Annotated in this window: 18 protein-coding genes; 9 read left to right on the top strand and 9 right to left on the bottom strand. The window is 40.9% G+C overall.

What is annotated here, in order from left to right:
- Positions 1-589: 589 nt before the first annotated feature.
- The 4 genes from WA1_RS45185 to WA1_RS45205 all read right to left on the bottom strand — a co-directional run bounded on the left by WA1_RS45185 (position 590) and on the right by WA1_RS45205 (position 9,646).
- The gene (locus WA1_RS45185; protein ID WP_017744125.1) at positions 590-922 is read right to left on the bottom strand and encodes a hypothetical protein; all 333 of its coding nucleotides are present in this window, start codon (positions 920-922) and stop codon (positions 590-592) included.
- 114 nt (positions 923-1,036) lie between these two features.
- Positions 1,037-3,136 carry a GumC family protein gene (locus tag WA1_RS45190; RefSeq protein ID WP_017744126.1) on the bottom strand — a complete coding sequence of 700 codons (2,100 nt, stop codon included), beginning with the start codon at positions 3,134-3,136 and terminating at the stop codon, positions 1,037-1,039.
- Between the two features lie 584 nt (positions 3,137-3,720).
- Entirely contained in the window at positions 3,721-8,100 is a 4,380-nt protein-coding gene (locus WA1_RS45195) for a DUF4347 domain-containing protein (protein WP_017744127.1), read from the bottom strand.
- Positions 8,101-9,178: 1,078 nt separating this feature from the next.
- Positions 9,179-9,646: a hypothetical protein gene (locus WA1_RS45205; protein WP_017744129.1), complete on the bottom strand. Its 468-nt coding sequence runs from the start codon at positions 9,644-9,646 to the stop codon at positions 9,179-9,181.
- Between the two features lie 207 nt (positions 9,647-9,853).
- On the opposite strand from WA1_RS45205, the gene WA1_RS45210 reads away from it, so the two are divergent.
- From WA1_RS45210 to WA1_RS45225, 4 genes are all read left to right on the top strand, one after another.
- The gene (locus WA1_RS45210; protein WP_017744130.1) at positions 9,854-10,390 is read left to right on the top strand and encodes a DoxX family protein; all 537 of its coding nucleotides are present in this window, start codon (positions 9,854-9,856) and stop codon (positions 10,388-10,390) included.
- A gap of 231 nt (positions 10,391-10,621) precedes the next feature.
- The gene (locus WA1_RS45215) at positions 10,622-10,978 is read left to right on the top strand and encodes a hypothetical protein (protein WP_201789167.1); all 357 of its coding nucleotides are present in this window, start codon (positions 10,622-10,624) and stop codon (positions 10,976-10,978) included.
- Positions 10,979-11,104: 126 nt separating this feature from the next.
- Positions 11,105-11,341, top strand: a complete 237-nt coding sequence (locus tag WA1_RS45220; protein ID WP_017744132.1) for an addiction module protein — start codon at positions 11,105-11,107, stop codon at positions 11,339-11,341.
- A 2-nt stretch (positions 11,342-11,343) separates the two neighbouring features.
- Entirely contained in the window at positions 11,344-11,634 is a 291-nt protein-coding gene (locus tag WA1_RS45225; protein WP_017744133.1) for a type II toxin-antitoxin system RelE/ParE family toxin, read from the top strand.
- Between the two features lie 9 nt (positions 11,635-11,643).
- Here WA1_RS45225 and WA1_RS45230 read toward each other — a convergent pair whose 3' ends face one another.
- The 5 genes from WA1_RS45230 to WA1_RS45250 are packed head-to-tail and all read right to left on the bottom strand — an operon-like array spanning position 11,644 to position 16,157.
- Complete coding sequence (locus WA1_RS45230; RefSeq protein WP_017744134.1) at positions 11,644-12,294, bottom strand: Uma2 family endonuclease; 651 nt, start codon at positions 12,292-12,294, stop codon at positions 11,644-11,646.
- 24 nt (positions 12,295-12,318) lie between these two features.
- On the bottom strand, positions 12,319-12,528 hold the full coding sequence (locus WA1_RS45235; protein WP_017744135.1) for a hypothetical protein: 210 nt from the start codon (positions 12,526-12,528) through the stop codon (positions 12,319-12,321).
- The gene (locus WA1_RS45240) at positions 12,509-12,958 is read right to left on the bottom strand and encodes a type II toxin-antitoxin system VapC family toxin (protein ID WP_017744136.1); all 450 of its coding nucleotides are present in this window, start codon (positions 12,956-12,958) and stop codon (positions 12,509-12,511) included. Before WA1_RS45240 ends, WA1_RS45235 begins: the two co-directional genes overlap by 20 nt.
- A 49-nt stretch (positions 12,959-13,007) precedes the next feature.
- A complete protein-coding gene (locus WA1_RS45245) occupies positions 13,008-13,301 on the bottom strand; it encodes a hypothetical protein (protein WP_017744137.1) in 294 nt (97 codons plus the stop codon).
- Between the two features lie 57 nt (positions 13,302-13,358).
- Positions 13,359-16,157 carry an MHYT domain-containing protein gene (locus tag WA1_RS45250; protein WP_148662898.1) on the bottom strand — a complete coding sequence of 933 codons (2,799 nt, stop codon included), beginning with the start codon at positions 16,155-16,157 and terminating at the stop codon, positions 13,359-13,361.
- Positions 16,158-17,076: 919 nt separating this feature from the next.
- Here WA1_RS45250 and WA1_RS45255 point away from each other — a divergent pair.
- The 5 genes from WA1_RS45255 to WA1_RS45275 all read left to right on the top strand — a co-directional run bounded on the left by WA1_RS45255 (position 17,077) and on the right by WA1_RS45275 (position 21,664).
- Positions 17,077-17,379, top strand: a complete 303-nt coding sequence (locus tag WA1_RS45255; protein ID WP_017744139.1) for a type II toxin-antitoxin system TacA family antitoxin — start codon at positions 17,077-17,079, stop codon at positions 17,377-17,379.
- The gene (locus WA1_RS45260) at positions 17,363-17,875 is read left to right on the top strand and encodes a GNAT family N-acetyltransferase (RefSeq protein WP_017744140.1); all 513 of its coding nucleotides are present in this window, start codon (positions 17,363-17,365) and stop codon (positions 17,873-17,875) included. The genes WA1_RS45255 and WA1_RS45260 overlap by 17 nt, the downstream gene beginning before the upstream one ends.
- A gap of 219 nt (positions 17,876-18,094) precedes the next feature.
- Positions 18,095-19,489, top strand: a complete 1,395-nt coding sequence (locus WA1_RS45265) for a 3' terminal RNA ribose 2'-O-methyltransferase Hen1 (RefSeq protein ID WP_017744141.1) — start codon at positions 18,095-18,097, stop codon at positions 19,487-19,489.
- 57 nt (positions 19,490-19,546) lie between these two features.
- On the top strand, positions 19,547-20,311 hold the full coding sequence (locus WA1_RS45270; RefSeq protein WP_017744142.1) for a tRNA(His) guanylyltransferase Thg1 family protein: 765 nt from the start codon (positions 19,547-19,549) through the stop codon (positions 20,309-20,311).
- A 312-nt stretch (positions 20,312-20,623) separates the two neighbouring features.
- Positions 20,624-21,664, top strand: a complete 1,041-nt coding sequence (locus WA1_RS45275) for an RpnC/YadD family protein (RefSeq protein ID WP_017744143.1) — start codon at positions 20,624-20,626, stop codon at positions 21,662-21,664.
- Positions 21,665-22,010: the final 346 nt, after the last annotated feature.

Here is a 22,010-nt window from a genome sequence, read left to right on the forward strand (position 1 = left end):
CTACCCTGTCTGCATGAGAGCTCGGTGAAAAGAAAAACTTTAGTAAGAGTCATATATAAACTATATGGGTTTCTCTCGATATTTTCTGTCTATCCTAGGTAGGGAAATCATTCTCTACCCAATCAAATACAAACTTGTTATTTATTAATATTCATTCCTTATTTATTATTTCTATAGAACGTTTCCAAAACTATCAAAATATGCTTTAGTAGAATTTCCCATCCCGAAAGAATATTACCTTAGTTAGAGAAATACATTGGTTATTCTAATATTAGGCATTGTCAACCGCCTAAAATGCAGATAAACTTTATTTTTTCACTTCATGAAGATATATAAAGCCTTATAACCCTGTCAAATTATTCTACTCTTGCTACAATAATAGCCTAATTTCTGAGCGATTTTTTTGAATCAGGTCAATAGAAAAGGTTTGACTGTGTTCAGATCTCCGACTTCTTTAAGAAGTCGGAGATCTAACTTTTCCCAAATGATTTAGGACTGCTGTATGTGAATTAGCGATCGCCTAAGATTGTTTATACAGGATTTAAGATTTCAGTAAAAACCAGGTTTCTCTCTAAGAGGTAAAACGTATTTATGCTATTACTGGTTTTTTAGCAGGAGAAAGCCCACGGGGCGACGTAATAGCATCTGCTGGTTGAATAACTTCTGCAAGTGCGTCCAATTCATCCCCAAGATAATCTAAGTTTATCAGCATCTCTGGCTCTACGTGCTCGTGCTTAAGAAGAGCATATAGTGAAACGTTACTGTTACCATCTTGAGCTTGGCGATAGCGTAATTGCGGGCTATAACCCATTTGTTCCAACAAATTTAAAGTTTCAGCCACAGTCATATTTTCAACAACACTTAAGTTTATAGCTAAAAATACTTCTCCTGGTTTTGGGATAACGGGTAGCTCAAGACTCATAATACTTCTCCTTGAAACTTACATTCGTAACGTTTTCCTTTGCCAACTTTCCTCGGCTGACCTACTAATTTTACTAATGTGCCACTACTAACTGTAGCTTGCTCAGCCTTAGCATTACACCCTAGCTGCACTCACACCATACGTAGCAGTTTGATTTTGGGTGGCATTAATAGCCACACCTAAAACGTGCTGACCAGCTTTTTCCAGCAGTTCTTTAGACAGCTCGATATTGGCAGAATCAGCTACTCCTGGTCGAACAACAAACAAGATGCCATTGGATATCTTACCTAAAATAGTTGCATCAGCAGCCACAGTTAACGGTGGAGTATCGATAATCACAAAATCATAGTTTTGTGCGACTTGCGCTACTAATACAGCCATTTGGCTGGAATCAAGCAATGCAACTGGATTGCGAGTTGCAACACCCGCAGTCAGCACTTGTAAATTGGGCTGAACTTCAGTGATAGAATCCTCTAAATAAGATTCACTTGTGAGAAGACTGCTCAAACCACGTTCATTTGGAATTTCCCAGATCTTATGTTGGCTTGGATGGCGTAAATCCCCATCTATCAGTAAGACTTTACGCCCTAGCTGAGACATAGCAACAGCCAAATTCACAGCGACAGTAGATTTCCCTTCTTTAGGTACAGAACTTGTTACCACTATGACTTTGACGGGTCTATCTGAATTAAAAAATCTCAGATTAGTTTGAAGCATCTGAAAAGATTCACTGACAGGCGAATCTGGATTGTTTCTGACAATGACTTCTGGAACAGAGTGAATAAGATTGCGATGTGGAAAGGGAGGAATAATAGCTAGTACGGGATAACTTCCTAACAAGCCTCTAGCCGATTTAGAAGTTTTGACAGTACCGTCAACTTTCTCCAACAACCAAGCAGCAGCGCTACCCAAGAGCATTCCACCAATCAAACCTTGCAGCAAGTTTATGTACTGGCGGCTTTTAATTGGCTGTCCTGGAACGACTGCTGGTGTAATAATTCGAGCATTACCAACTTGTTGATTTTCTGCTACCTGAAGTTCCTGATACCTATCTAACAAGTTTTTATAACTTGTTTCAGTAGCAGCTATTTCACGTTCTAACTGTCGCTGTTCTAATTCAAGTTGAGGTAAAGTATTAGCTCTTTGTCTGTAAGAGTTGATAACTCCACCCAAAGCTTTGAGTCTCACTTGCAAACTCAACCGTTCAGCTTCAGCATTTGCATAGTTGTTAAGAAGACCTTGCTGTAAACCCAAAGTTCTTAACTGCACAATTTTCTCTGGATCTTTGGTTTGATTAAAACGACCTGCTTTACCAATAAAACTTTGTTCTATCCGTCGTTTGAGTTCTTTATTAAGAATTTTGACTTGTTCTTTTAAGTTCATCACCGTTGGGTGAGCATCAGTTAAGCGGAGCCTTGCAACTTCAAGCTTTTGTTGAGCCTCTTGTAACTGTCCGAGAACAGAAATAGTTGTTGGAGACTCTCCTACAAAACCCGCAATAACAGCTTCTTGGGAACTCACACCAAACATACTTTGAATTGATTGCTTACGAGCAGTTTGAGCCGCAAATTCAGACCGAGTACTAGCAACTTGTTTATCTAATTCACTCAGAATTGCCACACTGGAGGCAGCTTCTGCTTTGAGATCTAAGACTCTGTTACGTTGTTTAAATTTTTGTAAATTTTCTTCAGATGCTTGTAATGCTGCTTTTCTTAAAGGCAATTGTTCTGCAATAAAGTCTCTAGCAGATCTAGTTTGAGCACGATTGGCATTGATGTCATTTTCTAGATAAATGTTCATTAAAGTATTGACAACTAGTGCAGCCTTCTTCGGATCTGTGCTTATATAAGACAAATCCAAGATGTCAGTTCCTTTGATATTAGAAACTTGTAACTCTTTTACCAAAACCTGAGCGTTATAAGGTAGTTTTAAAGCAGCGATAGTTCTTTCAGCTAAGGGGAAAGAGCGCAAAATTGCAGCTTCGTTTTCCAAAGGATTACCACGCACAGAAGTTTCTAACTGCCCTAGTTGGCTTCCTACGCCTGTCAGGGAAGAGGTCGTATTCTTTTTAAACAAAAGTTGACCAGTTGTCTGATAAATAGGTGTTTCCTGCATCGTTTTCACGACACTTAATAGTAATACGGCAAAAAACACAATAGATGCTGGTAGCCATCTACGTCTTAGAATAAACCAAATTTGTAGGTAATCTTCCATGGTATTGTTGTATGTGAAGCAGTTTTTACTCTATGTGATTGTTGAACAGTAAAATACACCCCCACTGAATTAAAGCCCGATTGCTGAAATAACCTATTAAATTCATTTTTAGGCTTTTGTCTAGTTTGATAACGTTAAATTAGTTGTGCTTAATAAAAACTCCTTAAAGTATAAAAGCCATCTCTGGGAATTCTAATAGCAGAATTACGGAAAATTTCTACTGATATTTTTAAGACTTTGCAGTTTTATCAGGATAATTACAGTTGACAATTTGAGAAGACAAGGCATGAGAACGTATCTGGTAACAAAACAGCAAGTATGCGATCGCTCACCATAAACGTATTTCTACTATAGGACTCCTATTTGATTTTTGAACTTTAGGCAGGGTGGGCAATGCTAGCCCTGTCAAGGTGGGTGAAAACTTCAGGAAATTAATAGCCCTCTCACCTCTTACCTCTGTGTACTCTGCGCCTCGGCGGTTAAATAAATGACTTTGAAACGTATAAAGACGCGGTTGCTCGCGTCTTTACGATCAAAAATGCCAAATTTACAACTGAAAGTTATTACCTAACTTTTTTTAGTTATTAACCACTTACAGAGGTAAAATCATTCTCATTAATCAAGCTAGAATTGATGCTAATTAAAGTTGCTAAAACTTCATTAGTAGAAGTAACGCGAATAGAAGTATTACCGCCACTGTAAGTAATAGTCAAAGCCCCGTAAGTTAAAGCACCAGATAAGCCAAGTTTATCAACACTATCCTCAAAGCTATAGATATTATCAGTTCCATTACCAGAGACGAGAACAAAGGTATCTGCACCTGCGTCACCGTATAATTTGTCAAAGCCCGCACCACCATTGAGCAAATCATCACCCACACCACCAGACAAGGTATCATTGCCAGCATCGCCTTTAAGGGTGTCATTGCCATTTTGACCGTAAAGGAAGTCATGGCTTGCACCACCAGTGAGAATATCTTTTCCATCACCACCTACAAGTGTGACATCACCTAAAGTGAATGCCGACGCATTTATCGTATTGTCACCAATACCACCAGTGAGTTTTACTTGTTCAATGTTGCTAATACTATGGTTTCCAAGACCAACCAGTTGAGTGTTCGTGAGGGTAAAATTAACATTTGCTGATTCATTTAACAAGTCCTTGCCACTGTCACCGTCAATAGTATCGTTGCCTGCACTACTATTGAAAGTATCATTACCAGCGCCACCGTTCAGAACATCATTACCAGCGCCACCGTTCAGAATATCATTACCAGCACCACCGTTCAGAATATCATTACCAGCACCACCGGAAAGTGTGACACTTGTCAAAGTGAATGCTGATGCGTCTAAGACGTTATTGTCAGTACCGCCAGTTAGCGTGACTTGTTCAATGTTGCTAAAAGTATCGTTTCCAAGACCAACCAGCTGAGTGTTGGTGAGAGTAAAGTTAACATCTGCTGATTCACTTAACGTATCATTACCAGTGCCACCATCAATAGTATCATTACCCTCACCACCGGATAGAGTGTCATTAAGCGTTCCACCAATCAGGATATCATTTCCTTCACCACCAAACAGCGAGACATTACCCAAAGAAAAGGCTGATGCATTTATAGTGTTATTACTGATACCGCCAGTTAGCTTTGCTTGTTCAATATTGCTAAAAGTATCGTTTCCAAGACCAGTCAGTTGAGTGTTTGTGAGAGTGAAGTCAAGGTCTCCCGATTCGCTCAACGTATCTGTGCCACTACCACCGTTAATGTTATCATCACCGCCACCACCAGACAAAGTATCATTGCTCGCACAAGCGATAAGAGTATCGTTTCCTTCACCGCCAGAAAGCGTAACACTACCGAGAGTGAATGCTGATGCATCTAGAGTATTATTACTGATACCACCCGTAAGTGATGCCTGTTCAATACTGACAAGAGTATCAATGCCAGCACCTATAAGTTGGGAGTTTGTGAGAGTAAAATTAACATCTGCTGCATCACTTACTGTGTCAGTACCAATACCCCCCTCGATAATATCATTACCAGCACCACCAGATAGAGTGTCATTGCTAGAAGTTCCTTTAAGGGTATCGTTACCTGCAGCACCAAAGAGGAAAACACCCCCCAAAGTAAATGCTGAGGCATCCAGAATATTGTCACTCACACCACCAGTTAGTGATGCTTGTTCAATACTATTTAAGGTATCGATACCAGCGCCTATGAGTTGAGTATTTGTAAGGCTAAAGTTAGTATCTGCCGCATCGCTGACAGTATCAGTACCATTGCCACCCTCAATAATGTCATTGCCTGCACCGCCAGACAAAGTGTCATTTCCCAAACTGCCTTTCAGTATATCGTTACCTGCATCACCAAAAAGCGAAACACTACCTAAGGTAAAAGCGGATGCGTCTATAGTATTGTTGCTGATACCGCCAGTTAACCTTACTTGTTCAATACTGTTAAGAACATCGCTTCCAAGACCTGTTAATTGGGTATTTGTGAGGGTAAAGTTGACATCTCCTGATTCACTTAACGTATCAAAGCCTTTTCCACCATCGATAATATCGTTACCCGTACCACCAGATAAATTATCGTTCTTAATACTGCCCTTAAGAGTATCATTTCCGGCAACACCATAAAGCCAGACTGTCCCTAAAGAGAACGTTGATGCATCTAAAGTGTTGTCGCCGTTCCCACCAGACAACATGACTTGTTCGATGTTGGTGAAGATATCTTTCCCAAGACCTATAAGTTCGGTATTTGTCAGAGTGAAGTTAACATCTGCCGTTTCTCTTAACGTATCAATGCCATAACCACCGTCAATAACATTATCTCCACCATCACCAGAAATGTTGTCATGACCAGCATTGCCGTTGATGGTATCGTTCCCAGAACCGCCAGAAATGCTGTCATGGCTTGTACCACCTTTAATGACATCGTTTCCTGCACCACCAAAAAGCGAGACAGTTCCTAAAGTGAAAGCAGATGCATCTATAGTGTTATCACCGTTACCACCAGCCAGCTTTGCTTGTTCGATACTACTGAGGGTATCATTTCCAGTGCCAGTTAATTGAGAATTGGTAAGAATGAAATTCACATTTGCTGTTTCACTTAGCAAATCAATACCATCGCCACCATCAATAGTATCATTCCCCATACCACCAGATACAGTGTCATTGCCTGCACCACCGGATACAGTGTCATTACCTGCACCGCCAGATACAGTGTCATTACCTGCACCGCCAGAAAGTGAAACGTTGCCCAAAGTGAATGTTGATGCATTGATGATATTGTCACTATTACCACCTACCAGCGTTACCTGTTCAATATTGCTGAGGGTATCCGCACTAATACCAATCAGTTGGGTATTTGTCAGGGTAAAGTTAACATCTGCTGTTTCACTGACAGTGTCAATGCCATCACCACCATCAAGAGTGTCATCACCTGCACTGCCTTTTATGACATCGTTGCCTCCTCCACCAGAAAGCCAGACACGACCCAAAGTAAACGCTGAGGCATCTATGGTGTTGTTGCTGTTACCACCGTTTAACACCACCTGTTCAATGTTGCTAAGGGTATCTGGTCCAATACCAGTGAGTTGAGTATTTTTTAGGATAAAGTTGACATCGGCTGTTTCACTTAGCGTATCAATGCCATCACCACCATCAAAATTGTCATCACCCGCACCACCAGACAAGTAATCATTTCCAGCACCACCAGATAAAATATCTTTTTTTGCGCTACCAATGAGGGTATCGTTACCTGCACCGCCATAAAGCCAGACACGGCCTAAAGTGAACGCTGATGCATCTAAAGTGTTATTACCATTACCACCAGCCAATATTGCCTGTTCAATATTGATAAAAGTATCACTTCCTAACCCAACAAGTTGAGTGTTAGTGAGGGTGAAATTAACATCTGCTGTTTCTCTTAATACATCTATACCGTCACCACCATCAATGGTATCGTCGCCCCCATTACCGGACAAATTATCATTACCAGCACCTCCTTGAATAATATCATTATCCGTACCGCCAGAGAGGTTGTCATGACTTGCACCACCTTTAAGCGTATCATTACCAGCACCGCCGAACAGCGAGACGCTACCTAAAGTGAACTCTGATGCATCTAGAGTGTTATCACCATTACCACCAGCTAGCCTTGCTTGTTCAATGTTTCTAAGAGTGTCGCTTCCTAAACCAATCAGTTGAGTATTCGTTAGGGTGAAGTTGACATCTGCCGTTTCATTCAGCATATCAATACCATCGCCACCATCAATGGTATCGTCTCCTGCACCACCAAATATAGTGTCAGCACCACTACCACCGTTTAGAATATCATTTCCACCCCGCCCATACAGGGAATCGTTTCCTTCATAACCGTTAATCTCATCTGCTGCTGCACTACCAGTTAGCGTATCGTTTGCAGATGTACCATTAATAATGTTAGTATTTAATAGCCCAATTTCTGAAGCAGTAGAGGACAGTGCCACAGAAGTATTAATTTCACCAACTTTAACTTCCAGTTCCCAGTCTCCCCCAAGAATGCTGCTGCCAGTCAAGTCATTAGAAGCAGCAATGTTAGCACCAGTCAAAGAATGCAATCGCTTAAGAAAATTTTGTCCATCATTGCTTGCACCAACATTACAGCCGTAGAGGAAGAGATTAGGCAATTGGGGAGAATTGGAGGATTGGGAAAACCAAGCTTTTAATTGTTCGGTATAGTGTTCTAACGTACCGAGACTCAACTGAGTGTTGCCCAAGTAAAGCGTACCAGGAGAACCATGCGAAACGATATGAACATTTTCAATTCCACGGCATTGCAGTAAAACCTGCGTGATTTGTTCTACCCCATTCTGTTTGGAGTCAAGAACAACTACCTCAATTTCTGGTGCTACTCCCTTCAACAAGAGTTCGTAATTTTTTACTGATGAGTCTATAAAAAGAACACTTGTAGCTTTAGTATTCATAACTTTAACGTGGATATTCCTTGAAAAATTTGTTTATATATTGGTCAAAAAAGAGTAAAGAACCAGAAATTCCTTACCTAACTCTTTTGGAGATATTGGTTACTTCTAAGCAGGTTTTTACTAAAAAAACTTATAAATACCTCTTACTTAAACTATATTGCCCGATCTCTACTATCGGTTACCTTGAGGAAAATGCTGAAATTCGACCGAAGAAATTTAAATCTTTGCTTCATATAAAAAAATGAATATATTTAAATTACTTGATTTCAGATAAAAAGTTTTTTATAAGATAAAATCTTTATAAAGTAAGGATTAGCTACTTAAGTATTAACCTGATTAGTTATCAAAAAAATTACGAAGATATTTAATTTTAGAAAAAATTTGTATGTATGGATTTCTCTCAAGCACACGATTTTTTAATGTTTACTATAACAATATGAGACACTAATCTTAAAATAGGTTAAAATGGCAAATTTACCACTAACTCTACCCGTTCTCTAAACTTACACTTTTGTCTCGGCAATACCGAGTACTTAGGGCCGCAAAACAATTCCTATCCGGTTCAATACAAACAACTCTGTTTGCAAGCTGCTTAAAGACCCAGGTTTTGTCACCATGATTAGCTCCGATATCGAACACCGTATCAAGATTTGTGCCCAAAGCATCTCTATAGAAAGCTAAGTCATTATTGAGTGCCTTAATATAAGCAGGGTTCTTGTACTTCAGTAACCAATAATAAAATGTAGAGTATCTAAAACTGTTATAGATGCCAAATTGTAAGAAAGTTTTCTTCAAAAATGATTTTATTGTCATAAATTTTGCTTGCGATCGGCGTACTTTAATATTAAAGGGACTTGACGTATTCAGGCGAGCGCCACCTCCTGAAGCCACTTTATCATTCCGCACATCCCGTAAGCCTGTCAACCCGAGGGACAGAGGAAAGCTCATAATAATGAGATAGACTGAAGTTATGCTTCTTGATGCAAAAAATATATTGCATATCTCGTTGATTCAACATCCCAAGATTCTATTAGGCACTTCACTGTAAGCATAAAAAAGATCTCAAAAGTTGTTGCACTCAACTAGTTCTACTAATAAGCGTGGCAACCGTGTTGGTTTGAGTCACAACGAGTTTGGTAAGTTCACCAATATTAAGTGCTTGCTGCTTAGCTACTTCTAGATGACCATTCACGGCGCTAGTAAGTTCACTAATGCGGTCAGCCAGTCTATCAATTTTGTCACCCAACCGCTCGATTTTGATATCGATCGCAGTGAGATGCTCGGACATTAATCCAACCTGGATCTCAATCCGGTCAGCAGACTGCCGCATCCCCAACACGGCATCGTTAACTTGACGTTCAATTCGGTCTGTAGTCTGCTGCATCCCTTCTAAAGCACGGTCAACATTCTGACCCATACGGTCAACATTCTGAGTAGTTTGCTCTACTGTCGCAACCAACGCACTAAGTTGACGGTCTGTCACCTCACGACTGGCAGCGATCGCATCCATAACGCGGTTAATTACATTACTACTAGATTCAGTCACTTACTTTTCCTTATATTTTACCCCAGGATCTTCTTGAGAAAATCATAGCCTAAAAAACTTAAGAAGATTACTGTATTGACGCTTCAAATACTGTTGCCCTAAGTGCGATCGCTACATCGGTCACAACTACTCATTTACATTTCTTTATGTTTTTGTTAATTTTTTTAATATGTCCTCATAAAATCGCTCATCATTAACATTGCAAACATGAAAACCACTGCCCTTCTGACCGACATCTTCAAACCCAACTTCAATCCCAGTGTTGCTTCTCAAACAGCTTGGGCGATTCTGAGAGTCGTCGTTGGCATCATCATGATCCACAACGGGTTAGACAAACTAGGTAACATCGAAAGCTTCTCCCAAGCCTACGTCGAGGTCATTGGTTTACCCTTTCCCCTGTTTTTCAGCTACCTAGCAGCATTCACCGAACTCCTAGGCGCACCATTAGTCGCCATTGGTTTGTTTACCCGTGTAGCATCACTGGGTTTGTTCTCAACCATGTGTGTTGCTATATACCATCACATTCTAGTTGCTGGCTTAAACATTTCCTACCTAGAACTGTCTTTAATTTATGCAACTTGCTTTCTCTTCCTCACCATCAATGGTGCAGGTCTATTTTCCACCGACGCCTTAATTGCCAACTGGCTAGATGCCAATTCCCTATCCATCCAAGCCAAGCAAATCATGCGTCTGGAGAAGTCTTATCAAGCAGCAAGCGCTGAGCCAGTAAGCAGTAACCAGTAACCAGTGACCAAATAATTCGTAATTGAAGCCAATAATTACGAATTACTAATGACTAATTATTTTGTGGGAAGGTTGTCCCCTCAGGGTTTGCTAAGCCGATAATTCCATAACTAGCACAGCCTTAGTAAACCTAATTCTCGTGGGGTGGGCGTCCTCGCCCGCCCTTTTGTGCAAATTCAAAGTTTTCTATAATGAGATAGCTGTTACCGCTTCATGGGAGATGTCAGTGTTATGGAAACAATTTATAGAATTGACAGGCAAAACTCATCATACTGTTATCCTCTAATAGAAACATCCGATTTAGAGGAAACATTTATACAACTAGCAGAACAATGGCGACGGGAGACAGGGATGATTTCTTTAGTGACCAAAATGGTCATGCACCCAGCTTACCAACGAATTATTGGCATGGGACACCCTGTGGTTCCGCTAATTTTGCGCGAACTTGAAAATGAACCTGACCATTGGTTTTGGGCATTACAATCAATCACAGGTGCGAATCCCGTTCCGCCTGAACAACGCGGTAATTTAAAGCAAATGGCAACGGTGTGGATACAATGGGGCAAGGAGCATGGCTACAGATGTTGAATCCTCCCTAAACTAAAGCCACAGGGAAGATGTCAAGTGTATTCCACAAATTACACGGGATTGCTATAGTACGACAAAAAATAGAATATTATGATAAACGATTTCAAAACTTTAGGAAAGTGAAGTATGGTTAATGCAACTTATGACGACATCTTTGGTGCAGCCCTTGCTTTGCCACCAGGACTAAGAGCAATGCTAGCTGAACATTTGCTTAAAAGCTTGGATGCAGACAAGCAGATGGAATTGGATGAGCTTTGGGCAGAAGAGGTAGAAAAGAGAGTTCAAGAAATTGAACAAGGTGTTGTAACTCCAGTAGCAGGAGCGCAAATTTTGCACGAACTAAGATCGAGACAAAAGAAATAATTATGGCATATGACTTTCATCCTGAGGCTAAACGTGAGTTAGAGAATGCGGTTGCTTATTATGACAATATCAATACCGAATTAGGTGATACCTTATTAAACGAAGTTGAACAAAGTTTAGAGCGAATTGTTAAATTTCCAGAAGCTTGGTCTAAGTTATCAAAGAATACAAGACGTTGCCGATTAGTAGGCTTCCCTTATGGAATTGTCTACCAAGTGGTGAATGAACGAGTTTTGGTACTTGCCTTCATGCATCTTCAACAAAAACCTAACTACTGGATGGATCGAATATAAACAAACAATCTAGCCATTTTCTTCCTCATCTGATGCCAAAGAACTGCGTAATTCACGGATAGCTACACCTGTGCCGCGATCGCTTGCTGCTTTTAAGCATTGAGTGATAAGAGTTCTTAAATCCACATTAGGGAAGTAGCGGCTGGTTGGTTGCAGTTGGTATTCATTTTCCTGCAAACCATAAATTGACAATCGATCGCGTTTGAATAGCCAAACCTCTGGGATACGATAAGGGGTATAATCGTTGAAATCGGTATATGAAGTGACATCAATTTCAATTGCTAAATCGGGTGATGGGTCAGTGTCCCAGTCCAATCTATCTCGTCCCACCACTGCTTGCCAATTATCGATATAAAAGCAATAATCTGGCTCAATGCCACTTTCAGAAGGCAATTGCATTGTAATAGGAGTAAATGCTTCGTAATTGCGGTTTTGGGCATCAAGTAAAACTTTAACAACATCTGCCAAAATATTAGCCTCACGTCCATGTTTGGGCAGTGGTGACATGAGTAAAATTTCTCCAGTGCGGTACTTAATACGTGGAATAGAGGAATCGCCTCGACTATCGCAAAGGGTACGATACAGTTGCCAGGAACCGGGCATTCGCACCAACGTTCCGGAGGGTAGCTGAATTTTTTCGCTCGAAATTACGGCGTACATAGTTTTGATGATAAAATAGCAATATTAACCTTGCTCTTCATATTTTTTAATTTTTTCATACAAACTATCGACAGTTTCATCGGCAAAAAGTTGCTCTTTCAATTTGAGATAATCGCCCTCACTCAGCTTACAAGCAGCCCAGAAGCGCAAGACTTTTGATGGTTCTAAATGTGTCATTAACACTTGCATAGCTTCTTGTAAGATCTGCTGTTCGTCATGTACCTTGATAGTCATCTTCTACCTCTAAAATAAAATTGGTTGGATTTATGACTCGAAAAGTTAATTTTTGGCAGCGATTGATTAATCTTTTATCAGAGGTGATAAGATAATTAGTCCCAGAAGCTTCCGCGCAGGCAACATGAAGAGCATCAATTGCTTTCAATCCTTGTTGTTCAAGTTGTTTAGCTCTTTGTTTAATCGTTTCATCTGCTTGTTGTCTGACAGTAGCCATTTGTAAGTATTGCTGCATTGCTTGTTGTTTAAGAGGAAATGGGTTTCGGCTATTTTCATACTCTAAAACTGAAGAACTCACTAATTCAATTGATTTGCCCTCAATCATTTGTAAAATTAAAATAACTGCTTGTGTCTCCAAAAATATCTTTGGCTGTGTCTGGTCATCAAAAGGACGATTATAAATACTTGTATCTAAATAAACTCTGGTCATGAGGGAGTTTCTACTATTCTATCTATCAAGCTTGGGAGCGATCGCTCTGTTATAGAGTTTTGGGTAAATATGGAACGGTTGGCGGTATCCACCCTACAGTACTGAGATTCACAACATCTGCCAAAATATTAGCTTCACGTCCATGTTTGGGCAGTGGAGACATGAGTAAAATTTCTCCAGTGCGGTACTTAATACGTGGAATAGAAGAATTGCCTCGACTATCGCAAAGGGTACGATACAGTTGCCAAGAACCGGGCATTCGCACCAACGTTCCGGAGGGTAGCTGAATTTTTTCGCTCGAAATTACGGCGTACATAGTTTTGATGGGGCGTTGTATCCCCATAATAAACAATTTAGCCCCCTCGCCCGTGGGAGAGGGGGTTGGGGGTGAGGGCAAAACTTACAACTTCACAGAAAACTTCCCATTGCCATTCTGAATCACCACAGAATCCCCAACAGTATACCTACGAGTATCCATCACCTCCACAGCCCTAGGGTCACCAATCGCACTTTCCTTCTTCTCAGAAGTCTTAAACACTGCAACCGAATCCTGCAATTGCCGAGCCACATCCACAGTTTGCTCCAACGAACTAGAAACCAAGCGAGAGAATTCACTCGTATGGAAAGAATCATTAGCAATCTGCTTCATCAACGATGCCACAAGTTGTGAAGTTTGCGCTTGCGACACCGTTGCATCAGAAATTAACTGCACCAACTCATCAATCTGGCGAGACACATCTAAAATTTCCCCAAGCTGCATCTTAGCATCTCTCACCAAATCCGTACCTTCCACCACCTGTATCATTCCCTCTTCCACAGCTTTCACCACTTCCGTGGTTTCTAACTGGATATTATCCACAATTTGCTCAATTTCTTGAGTTGCTTGTGCCGACTGGGCTGCTAATAGACTCACTTCTTCTGCCACCACACCAAAAGCCCGACCTTCCTCACCTGCCTTTGCTGCTTCAATACTGGTATTTATTGCAATAATATTAGTCTGCACAGCAATTTGCTTAATCAAAGCCACCACTTTGTAAATCTCTTGGGAAGTTTCACCCAAACGATTCACCTTCCTAGCCGCTTCTGCCATGGTTAAACGCAGATTCATAATGCTATTAACCGTCAGATCCATGGAAGTCTTCCCAAATTCAGCAGTTGTGGATGCGGTGCGAGCCATGATAGCGGCTTGGTGGGCGCTATCTGCTACAGCTTGAATTGAAAGCACCATTGCATCGAGGGACTGTAAAGTGTTGGTAATTTCCTCCGCTTGTTTGAGGGCATCATCAGCCAACAAACGCATTGCCTCTGAGTTTTCCCCAACGTAAACATTTACCTGTTCGGCGGTGTGCTTTACCTGAGCCACAATGTGCCGCAAATTTTTAATAATGGCATTGAAAAAATCAGCCACAACCCCAATTTCACCCATAGAAATTTCCGCACACACAGTCAGGTTACCCTTGGAGACTTCCTGCACATCATTGAGCAATGCCAGCACTTGCTGTTGCAACGTTTCCTTACTGTGCCGCAACATTTCTTGTGTCTGCATTTTCTCCGTAATATCCGATAGTATGCCGATAAAATTAATGACCTTTTCCGAAGCATCCCGTACTGGTGAAATCGTCAACTGATTCCAAAAAGGAGTCCCATCTTTACGATAATTCTTAATCGCAACCTGGCAATCACGCTCTTCCCTAACAGCATCCTGTATCTCTTTAACCGTTGCAGGATCTGTCTCCAGTCCTTGCAAGAAACACCAGTTTTGCCCCAGTGCTTCTTCTTGTGAGTAGCCAGTTATTGTTTCAAATGCCGCATTGCAAAAGATAATGGGGTTATTTGCCTGACGCGGATCTGTTATTGCAATACCATTGCTAGCTGCAGCAATAGCGCGATCACGCAACCGTAAAACTTCCTGTGCTTGCTGCAATTCGTGCAACAGATTTGCCTGTTCTAAAGCAATCCCCACCTGAATTGCCAATTGGCGGAATAACTCAACCTCCGTCTTTTGCCAAACCCGAAAACTGCAGCACTGATGACAAAACAGCAAGCCATGAAGCTGATTGTTAATCAAAATAGGCGCAGCCATATAAGCCTTAATCTGAAAGCGTTCTAGAATCTCCAGATGAGTTTGAGCAAAACCAACATCGTAAATGTTGTTAGTTACCCAAACTCGACCACCGTTGTGAGTTTCAAGATAACGTTCCCAAAAAGAATCATTCACCGTATACCCTACAAGATGATTCCAATTTGACGCTACCGCCTCAGCAATAATCGTCCCACTCCAGTCAGGATTAAACTTGTAAATAATAACTCGGTCTGCATCCAAAGCTTGCTGCACTTCATTCACAGCCGTGTTCAGAACATCATCCAACTTTAAAGAACGGCGAATGCGGAGAGTCATTTCTGTAAATTGCTGCGCCCGCAAAACTTCCGCTTCTTGCTGTCTCAACAGTATAGCTTGCGCTGACATCCGTCGGTCGATAAAAGATGTCAGCAGCGTAAATCCCAAAATAATCAGGGTAGACACCCCAATACCAGCCGCTAGCAGGGTTAAAGAGGAATTTGCCTGACTTGCCAACACCGAACCCACAACCTGAGTTGGCTGGAAAGAAGCAGCTGCCATCCCTGTATAATGCGTACCAGCGATCGCACTCCCCATCACCAGCGCACTTAATATCCGCGATGACCTTTCCGTGCGGCTCGTTTGCATCCGCTTGTGAAAAGCAATCCACAAAGCGGCGATCGCTGCTGCGATCGCAATCCCCACTGACAGTAAAAACAGCACGGGATTGTAATGAATATGCGCCTCTATCCGCATTGCCGCCATCCCAATATAGTGCATGGCAGCAATCCCCAGACCCATTAACACACCCCCAAACAACAAGCGCCGCCAACTCAAAAATTGGCGACTGGCAAGGAATAGCGCTCCTCCTGAAGCTACTATCACAGGCAGTGTTGAGAAAATCACCGTTCCCACATCATAGGCAATCGGTACTGGCAAATGAAAAGCAAGCATAGCAACAAAGTGCATCGACCAGATACCAAGCCCCATCGTGATGCTACCACCAATCAACCAAGCCAACCTGACCCTTTTCTCCGTAGCCGTCACTCGCCCTGCTAGGTCTAAAGCCGTGTAAGATGCCAGTACTGCGATCGCTATAGATAGCGCTATTAAGCCCTGGTCGTAGGTGCTACTCATCATTGCCGCATTCCCCTGGTGTTCTAAAACAATCTTTTTGAAATAGTTTATTGAACTCTTTTTTTGTATCTTGTATTACCAGTAACCTAGAAATACAAACAGACATACGAATAAATTCGGTAGTGCTTTTAGTGAGCGATCGTCATTTTTCATAAGAGACATTCTTGCACAAAAAAAAAAATTGCAAAAGCTCTCCTACATAAATTTTATTTAATAAATAAAAATTCCAAAAATAAAAGCCGTAAGCAAGATATACTCGCGCTCACGGCTGAACCGCTATTATCCCCATTTGAACTCTCTATATCTTTATTTAAACCATAGAAACTGCATTTTTGTCCAGTAGGAAAAGTAGGTTACTTACTGTATTTTCAAAATAAATTTCATATAAAAAGTAGGAAAAGGCTTCAAGAGAAACATATTTGAATGTATTCAAAATATATAGCAATCCCAAATCATTTGTAAAAGGCGAGAAATCCGGTATCTCAAAGATACATAGGTTTCTGGGGTTTCGCAATTATGACAAATCAAATAAGATTGCTATCTATAATATCCAGCTATTTTTTTATGAAAAAATATTATTTTCTCAGTTACTATCATCTCAAAGAAGTGTTTTTCAATTCATAAATTGAAAATTGAAAATAGGAAGTAGGGTAAGCTTCCAGCCTGCGGAGTTTCAAGGACAGGCAGGATGCCCGTTCCACAAGAACAAGGATATGATACCCATCTCTCGTTCCCAAGCTTCGCTTGGGAATGACTGCACGGAAAGCAACGCCAGACGAAATGAAGTCGAGGTAGTCGCGATGAAAAAATTTCATCACCAATCATGAAAATCCCTCTTCCGCATTCCCTACTCCCCACTCCCTTTTTCAAGACAGTCATTTTGCCGCATATAATTAGAGATATGGATTTATGAGGATGTTTTATGATTTCCGCTAATACGCCGCAACCAATGGTTCAATTGGAAGCTAGCGTTGCTCCAGAGATAAAAGCCCTGTGGCAAAAAGCGGCTGATTTGGAGGGGGTCACCTTAACAGATTTTGTCATCGCTAGCGCTCAAGCAGCAGCTTGTAAGATTATTGAGCAGTATCAAACGCTGAAACTGAGTTTAGAAAACAGCGAGGCTCTTGTGGAAGCGCTTTTAAATCCGCCTCAACCCTCAGATGCTCTCATCGCTGCAGCTTCACGTTACAAGCAAGTGATGCAAAATCATGACACTAACGATTGAGTTGCTTGATACCAAAAAGCATAATCGCGCTTTGTTTTCTTGTGGAAATGACAGTTTAGATGATTACATACGCAAGCGAGCATCCCAAGACCTGAAGAAAAAGGTTGCCGCAGTGTTTGTTTTAATTAATGCACCCAGTAATGATATTGTTGCTTACTACACTCTTTCTGTGTATACCCTAGAAATAAAAGAAGTAGATGAGACTTTAGCTAAAGGTTTACCACGCTATCCATTACTACCTTCGACCTTACTAGGTCGCCTTGCTGTTGACCGCACCTGTCAAGGTCAAGGTATAGGTGAATTGGTTCTTTTTGATGCTCTTAAGCGCTCGCTAGAAGCTACAGAGCAGGTTGCATCAGTAGCTGTAGTCGTGGAGGCTATAGATGAAAATGCAGTTCGCTTCTATCAAAAATATGGTTTTCGGCAATTTAAGGAACATCTTTTCAAGCTTTATCTGCCCATGAAATCAATTGCTGAATCCTTACCAAAATCTTGATATCTTACTCCCTCCCCTCTGAAAAATAACACAGGACGGGCAGGATGCCCGTTCCACAAGAACAAAGATATGATACCGACAAACGAGAACCTGGTCACTGGTCACTGGTCACTGGTCACTGGTCACTGGTCACTGGTCACTGGTCACTGTTATTTGACTCGTAGATATCCAAAGGAAATATTTTGTAGTATAATTGTAATATCAGTTTTCCGAAAAAGAATGCTCCTCACCATCACTACCACACACAACCCGACAACTGATTTGGGTTATCTTCTGCACAAACACCCAGATCGCTGCCAATCCTTTTCCCTTTCCTTTGGACAAGCACACGTCTTTTACCCAGAGGTTAGCGAAGACAGATGCACGGCGGCGCTGTTATTAGATATTGACCAGATAAAGTTGGTGCGGAGACGTGGTGTAACTTTGGCAGAGTATGTGAGCGATCGCCCTTATGTGGCTTCTTCATTTTTTAGTGTTGCGATCGCTCAAGTTTTTAGTACAGCCCTTGCGGGTCGGTGTAAAGACCGACCGGAAATGGTACAAACGCCCATACCCGTAGTCGCCAAATTGAGTGTTTTACCATGTCGGGGTGGTGAAGTATTCTTGCGGCAGTTATTTGAACCATTGGGTTATACTGTCAGCGCTGAAAGTCACCTATTAGACGAGGAATTTCCCGATTGGGGACAAAGCCAGTATTACACCGTAGAATTGCAGCATACTTTACCTCTGACCGATCTACTCAGTCATCTCTACGTACTCATTCCTGTTTTAGATGATGAGAAGCACTACTGGGTTAGTGATGAAGAAGTGGAAAAGCTGTTGCGTCATGGAGAGGGATGGTTAACAACACATCCTGTAAGACAAGAAATTACCCGTCGCTACTTAAAACGGCAGCACCGTCTCACGCGTACTGCTTTAGCAAAATTAGCAGAAGAAGATCAACCCGATCCAGATTCCATCCAAGAAAGCCATGCTGAGGAAGAAGCAGAGGTAGAAAAACCCATTAGCTTAAATCAGCAGAGGTTAAATGCGGTTGTCACTACCTTAAAAGAAAACAGTGCAAAGCGAGTCATCGATTTAGGCTGCGGTCAGGGCAGTTTAATGCGGACGCTACTCCAAGACAGCTTTTTTGAACAAATTACAGGTGTAGATGTGTCCTATCGCTCCCTAGAGGTTGCCCAAGAAAGATTAGACCGCCTGCGGTTACCCAAAAACCAATGGAACCGGATGCAACTCTTTCAAAGTGCGCTCACCTACCAAGATAAGCGTTTTACCGGACACGATGCAGCCACTGTCATTGAAGTCATAGAGCATCTTGATTTACCCCGACTTGCAGCCTTCGAGCGAGTGTTATTCGAGTTTGCCCAGCCAAAAATAATTATAGTGACCACTCCCAATATTGAATACAACATCAAATTTGAGAACTTACCAGCAGGGAAATTGCGCCATAAAGACCATCGTTTTGAGTGGACGCGTCAAGAATTTCAAACTTGGGCAAATTCCGTAGCAGAACGTTTTGGTTACAAACTCAAATTTCAATCAATTGGACTAGACGATCCAGAAGTAGGTTCACCCACACAAATGGCAGTGTTTACAGTGACCAGTGACCAGTGACCAGTAACCATCCAACTAACGACTAACGACTAACGACTAACCACTAACAATTAACAAATGAAATTTGATGAACTCGATCGCAAAATGCGGGTGTTTGAGACAGCACATGACCATTGCGTGCTGCCTGGACTTTATATAGTGGCAAGATTAGATGGACGTGGATTTACTCGACTGACTAAGGAAGTTCATCAATTTGAAGCTCCTTACGACGAAAAATTTCGCGACATGATGCTAACAACAACTGAATATTTAATGAATTGTGGAATAGATATTGTATATGGTTATAATCAAAGTGATGAAATTTCTTTACTATTTGCGCTGAATGAATGTACTTTTGGTCGGAAATTAAGAAAACTCAATTCGGTTTTAGCTGGAGAAGCCAGTGCCAAATTTTCTCTACTCCTTGGCGATATTGGTGCTTTTGATTGTCGGATATCTCAACTTCCGAATGTAGAGGAAGTTGTTAATTATTTTCGTTGGCGACATGAAGACGCTCATAGAAATTCCCTAAACTCTCATTGTTACTGGAGTTTGCGACGAAATGGTCATAATGCTACTCAAGCTACTAAAAGACTTGAGAAAATGTCTGTTGCTGATAAAAACGAACTTCTATTCCAGTACGGTATTAATTTCAATCAATTACCCAACTGGCAAAAACGGGGTGTAGGAATGTATTGGGAAGAATATGAAAAGTTGGGTTACAATCCCATGAATGGTGAAGTTGTTCCCACCATACGACGGCGCATTCATTATGATTTTAATTTGCCGATGAAGGATGAATATAGTGAGTTTTTACAAAAGTTGATAGTAGCTAATAGCTAATCTTTGTTTCTACACCCGTCTCCTGTCGCATCTTGAGGAACAACAGATAGTATCTTCTCGCGCTTATAACAATTTATGAAACGCACGATCGATGTACATTGGTTGTAGGGGCGCAAGGCGTTGCGCCCTTACCAAAGCATTTGTATCTTCAAAAAAGTGAAATGTTATTAATATTGCGTTCGACATAAACAATGATGAGTGGGTTACAGAAAAACTGTGTGTCAATATTTATTTTTTTTATGAACAAATATTTTTTTACTATCATTTTAATATATTTAAATTGAAGACAAAATAAGAGTTTTTTTTACTTCCGTGACTGATACCAGTAATAATGAAAACGTCAAAAATAGCGAGAACAAAACTAAAAAAGCATCAACTAAATATGATTCTCCGTGGAAAGATATTTTACAAACATATTTTAAAGAATTTATGCAGTTCTTTTTTCCTGCTGGACACGACCTAATTGATTGGACAAAAAAAATTGAATTTCTCGACAAAGAACTTGAAGAAGTCACTAAAGACGCGGAAATCGGACGTCGTTTTGCAGATAAGTTGGTAAAACTATATTTAAAGAATGGTGAAGAAGAGTGGCTGTTAGTACATGTCGAAGTTCAATCTCAAGAAGAGTCAGACTTCGCCGCACGGATATACACTTATAACTATCGGATCTACGATAGATATAAAAAGACCGTAGTTTCCCTAGCAGTCCTTGGTGACAGCAACCCAAATTGGAAACCCTCACAGTTTGGTTACAGTTTATTTGGCTGTACATTGAATTTTCAATTTCCAGTTGTTAAATTAGTAGATTATCAGCAAAGATTATCCGAGCTTGAAAAAGACAATAATCCCTTTGCTACCGTAGTTATGGCACACCTGGCAGCACTAAATACTATCAGTGACCGTAACGAGCGTAAAGTACAAAAACTAGCTTTGGTACGGAGATTATACGAACAAGGGTTACAAGAACAAGATGTTATTAATTTATTTGCTTTTATTGATTGGATGATGACGTTACCACCAAATCTGGAAGTAGAGTTTAATAAAGAAGTACAACAACTAGAGGCAAGGCAAAGTATGAAATACATCACTTCTATTGAACGCAATGCAAGAGAAGAAGGTAAAAAGGAAGGCAAAGAAGAAGGCAAAGAAGAAGGTAAAAAGGAAACCCTAATAAAGGGTATATCTTTAGGATTAAGGCTGAAGTTTGGCAACAGTGGTCGAGATTTATTACCGGAAATTGAAGCGATCGAGGACGTTAATATTTTAGATGCCATCTTAGAAGCGATAGAAACTGTAGCAACATTAGATGAATTGCGACAAATCTATCAGCTAACGAATGAAGATAAAGCTTAGCATGAAATACGTAACTTCTTGGAAGCAAAATGTAAGTAATTAGCGATCGCTATTTGTAACAAATGGGTGCAAAATGGGGGCTAATGGCTAATTCTTGATTTGGTGGGCAATACCCATGCTATTAACTAATCCCCAATCCAATACTACTTGAATAAGAATTTTTGTGGGTTGGGAGCACTATGGAGAAACTCAACAAATGCCTGTAAATGTTGGGTTTCGTTCCTCAACCCAACCTACGTATTTTCGTATTTTTACGCTTAACTGATGAGTTGGGTTTCGTTCCTCAACCCAACCTACGTATTTTCGTATTTTTACGCTTAACTGAGGAGTATCGATCCCCAATCCC

The organism is Scytonema hofmannii PCC 7110, assembly GCF_000346485.2.
Taxonomy (GTDB): Bacteria; Cyanobacteriota; Cyanobacteriia; order Cyanobacteriales; family Nostocaceae; genus Scytonema; species Scytonema hofmannii.

Excerpts from the sequence above, each read along its gene's own strand:
- WA1_RS45185 (WP_017744125.1), bottom strand. The coding sequence starts at position 922 with ATGAGTCTTGAGCTACCCGTTATCCCAAAACCAGGAGAAGTATTTTTA.
- WA1_RS45260 (WP_017744140.1), top strand. The coding sequence starts at position 17,363 with ATGACACTAACGATTGAGTTGCTTGATACCAAAAAGCATAATCGCGCT.
- WA1_RS45220 (WP_017744132.1), top strand. The coding sequence starts at position 11,105 with ATGGTTAATGCAACTTATGACGACATCTTTGGTGCAGCCCTTGCTTTG.
- WA1_RS45245 (WP_017744137.1), bottom strand. The coding sequence starts at position 13,301 with ATGGGGATACAACGCCCCATCAAAACTATGTACGCCGTAATTTCGAGC.
- WA1_RS45215 (WP_201789167.1), top strand. The coding sequence starts at position 10,622 with ATGGAAACAATTTATAGAATTGACAGGCAAAACTCATCATACTGTTAT.
- WA1_RS45190 (WP_017744126.1), bottom strand. The coding sequence starts at position 3,136 with ATGGAAGATTACCTACAAATTTGGTTTATTCTAAGACGTAGATGGCTA.
- WA1_RS45210 (WP_017744130.1), top strand. The coding sequence starts at position 9,854 with ATGAAAACCACTGCCCTTCTGACCGACATCTTCAAACCCAACTTCAAT.
- WA1_RS45255 (WP_017744139.1), top strand. The coding sequence starts at position 17,077 with ATGATTTCCGCTAATACGCCGCAACCAATGGTTCAATTGGAAGCTAGC.
- WA1_RS45225 (WP_017744133.1), top strand. The coding sequence starts at position 11,344 with ATGGCATATGACTTTCATCCTGAGGCTAAACGTGAGTTAGAGAATGCG.
- WA1_RS45235 (WP_017744135.1), bottom strand. The coding sequence starts at position 12,528 with ATGACTATCAAGGTACATGACGAACAGCAGATCTTACAAGAAGCTATG.
- WA1_RS45270 (WP_017744142.1), top strand. The coding sequence starts at position 19,547 with ATGAAATTTGATGAACTCGATCGCAAAATGCGGGTGTTTGAGACAGCA.
- WA1_RS45240 (WP_017744136.1), bottom strand. The coding sequence starts at position 12,958 with ATGACCAGAGTTTATTTAGATACAAGTATTTATAATCGTCCTTTTGAT.
- WA1_RS45250 (WP_148662898.1), bottom strand. The coding sequence starts at position 16,157 with ATGATGAGTAGCACCTACGACCAGGGCTTAATAGCGCTATCTATAGCG.
- WA1_RS45230 (WP_017744134.1), bottom strand. The coding sequence starts at position 12,294 with ATGTACGCCGTAATTTCGAGCGAAAAAATTCAGCTACCCTCCGGAACG.
- WA1_RS45265 (WP_017744141.1), top strand. The coding sequence starts at position 18,095 with ATGCTCCTCACCATCACTACCACACACAACCCGACAACTGATTTGGGT.
- WA1_RS45195 (WP_017744127.1), bottom strand. The coding sequence starts at position 8,100 with ATGAATACTAAAGCTACAAGTGTTCTTTTTATAGACTCATCAGTAAAA.